The organism is Salinispora cortesiana (assembly GCF_000484695.1).
Lineage (GTDB): Bacteria > Actinomycetota > Actinomycetes > Mycobacteriales > Micromonosporaceae > Micromonospora > Micromonospora cortesiana.
Genome location: NZ_AXVR01000142.1, coordinates 1 through 2,547, shown reverse-complemented (window position 1 = coordinate 2,547; position 2,547 = coordinate 1). Strand labels below are relative to the sequence as shown.

General features: G+C 64.9%; 3 protein-coding genes. 2 read left to right on the top strand and 1 reads right to left on the bottom strand.

Going from position 1 to position 2,547, the window contains the following annotated elements:
* The first annotated feature begins 172 nt into the window (after window positions 1–172).
* A complete protein-coding gene (locus K228_RS27995; RefSeq protein ID WP_245603597.1) occupies window positions 173–496 on the top strand; it encodes a hypothetical protein in 324 nt (107 codons plus the stop codon).
* Between the two features lie 196 nt (window positions 497–692).
* Here K228_RS27995 and K228_RS0124515 read toward each other — a convergent pair whose 3' ends face one another.
* Window positions 693–1,010 carry a hypothetical protein gene (locus tag K228_RS0124515; RefSeq protein WP_025620732.1) on the bottom strand — a complete coding sequence of 106 codons (318 nt, stop codon included), beginning with the start codon at window positions 1,008–1,010 and terminating at the stop codon, window positions 693–695.
* An 894-nt stretch (window positions 1,011–1,904) separates the two neighbouring features.
* Here K228_RS0124515 and K228_RS0124500 point away from each other — a divergent pair.
* Window positions 1,905–2,351 (top strand): NUDIX domain-containing protein, encoded by a 447-nt coding sequence (locus K228_RS0124500; RefSeq protein ID WP_029723971.1) that lies wholly within the window; start codon window positions 1,905–1,907, stop codon window positions 2,349–2,351.
* Window positions 2,352–2,547: the final 196 nt, after the last annotated feature.

Here is a 2,547-nt window from a genome sequence, read left to right as displayed (position 1 = left end):
CACAGCCATACCCGACGAGCCCAAGACATCCACCAGCTACAATGCCGGCCCCTCAATCATCGACAGGCGTCAGACCCGCGAAGAATCAGGGTGAATGTTAGGCAGGCTTGATGTTCTGTGTGGCGGGACGTACTGTCGCTCCGAGCTATCCATCGGCCGGAGGTATTTAGGGATGAGTAGTTCGGTCAGTGTTGCTGAGGCCGACAAATTTCCCTGCCCGTGGTCCTTGGTGGTGCGGGGCGTGACCTGGCTTCAATTGGCATTCGGGACTAGCTACCTTTCCGTGCTCCTTCTTTATGGTTTCGGTCGACTTACACTGGGGAGCCACGATTTCGTAACCGGCGGGGGCAATGATCCGAAGGATCTGGGATCGGGTCTCGGCAACCTGCTTGCGAGAGTTCTGCACGGTCTCGGCACGGCTGCGGCAGTGATGAGTCCCTTCACCGGGGTTGTGCTCGGCTCCCTGGTTCTGCTCGGCTACGCGGTGAGTCGGTGAGTCGGCGAGTGCGAGCGGACTCAACAAGGCATTCACGTGTCTTCGTGGCGCTCTGCGTGTCTGCTGTCATCGCTGTGCTCGGCAGCACCGAAGCGTTCTCCGACCTGCGGAGTTGGATCTTGGACTAGCTGTCAGTCGTCGGCCTCCAGAGCGAAGGTGTTTCCGTCGGGATCCTGGACTAGGCGGAATCAGGCGGTCAGACGAGGCCCCCGGTGAGGAAGTGAAGGGCGAGCCAGGTCACGAACGCCAGCAGCGCGAACCGGCGCAGCCACACCCAGCCCGTCACCTTCCGGGCCGGCTCGCCGGGCTTGCGGCGCTGCATGCCGAACCACAACCAGACGTGCTCGGACAGGGTGTCACCGTCGCGACTGTTGAGCACCGCCGTCACTTCGACCACGCCGAAGTACAGGAGCCAGACGATCCATGCCGCCGTGTAGTTGCCCAGCCCGAAGGAGAGCCCGGCGACGGCACCGAGGAGAGCGCCGCCCGCGATGAACGGTAGGACGCGGCTCACGTCATCACCGCGCAGATAGGCCTCCGCATGGGCTCTGCCTCCCCATCTGTCCTGGAGACGACGGCGGCCTTGCCGCGCGGGGGCGCATTCGAGACAGTCACCGTCGTGGTCGGCGCGGGTGTTGTAACGGTAGGTGGTTATTCGCGTCTCCTCAAGCCTTGTGTCGTGTTCGGACACCAGCTTTCGCATCGACCGTGGTGAAGGGTTGGCTCGGCAGTCGATGTTTGGAGGGTCAAGCAGTGTGTGTCGATAGGTCGAGGTTGGGGCTTTTCGCGGTGGCCTCCTGTCTGCTGATGGCGGCGACTGGTTGCACGGTCGGGGATCGGCTTGAAGCTGGCGCGGCCCCCTCTGCATCTCTCGAGTCAGGCGGTGTGCAAGCCCCGCCGCTGCCACCGCTGCCGCAGGGCGGAGAGCGCCTGTCGGGTGTCGATTCCGTCCCCACGGAGGCGGATCCGGGCGAGCGGTACCGCATAGTGGCGGACACGGTCGCGGTGTCGTCCCAGTCCTGCAACCCAACGAAGCATCCGGGTCCCGGGGGCCGACTCGTCTCTTCGCCAAATGGGGCCTGTACGTGCGGGCCGGGGCGGCCGTGGAGGTGCAGGTGGCACCGGGATGGGAGGACCGTGTCCGCATTGGCTGGGGCGGCCCCGCCACACCGGTGACTACTGTGCAGGTGGAGGCCTGCCCCGCCACGAGCACGTCGGCCGCATGGTCGGTGTTCACCGGCGGCACCTGGGTGGCGAGTCCGGAGTGCGTACCGCTGATGATCTGGACTGAGGGACGACAGGTTGAGGTGCGCCTCGCGGTAGGTGCCGGATGTGACGAGAGTTCATCCCGGTAGGGGTGCTGATCATGGTGGTCATACAGATAGCCCAGCCGAATTAGGCTGCGCGCATGGTGGCGCGAGTGGACGTACGAATCGCAGGTGTGACCTTGGTCGATCCTCAGGGTCGGTTGTTGTTGCAGCTTCGGGACGGCAACACCCAGGTGGATCCGCATCGATGGTCCCTACCTGGAGGTCACCTGGATCCGGGCGAGGATCCACTGGTGGCGGCCCATCGAGAGCTCTACGAGGAGACCGGTCTCAAGGTCGATGAGCTGCGCCTGTTCTGGCGGGGCCTGGCTCCTGCGGGGCGATTCCCCGGCACGGTCGGCGAGTTTTCAATCTTCTACGCGCCGACCAGCGCCACCGATGCGGATGTGGTGTGTGGGGAGGGGGCGGCGATGCGATTCGTTGACCGGGCTGACGTGCTCACCCTGGAATTCGGGCGGGCTAACGCGGAGATCGTGCCGCGCTTCTTGGGTTCCGCAGAGTACCGGCAGTTGGTCCGGGCCGGCTGATCGCTGCTGCTGCTGGCGGCGGTGGTGGTGGTGGCGGTGCCGACCACGGTCTTCGTCTCGCCCCGGCGTCGAAGCCTCAATCCGGGAGTCGCTTCGCCGACCGTCGGAATGGTCCCCAGGCGACGAATCGGTCGAATAGTTCGCGGGGGTTTGGTCCGTCGTGGGGGTTGAGGTGGTAGAGGTCGTGCATGGCTTC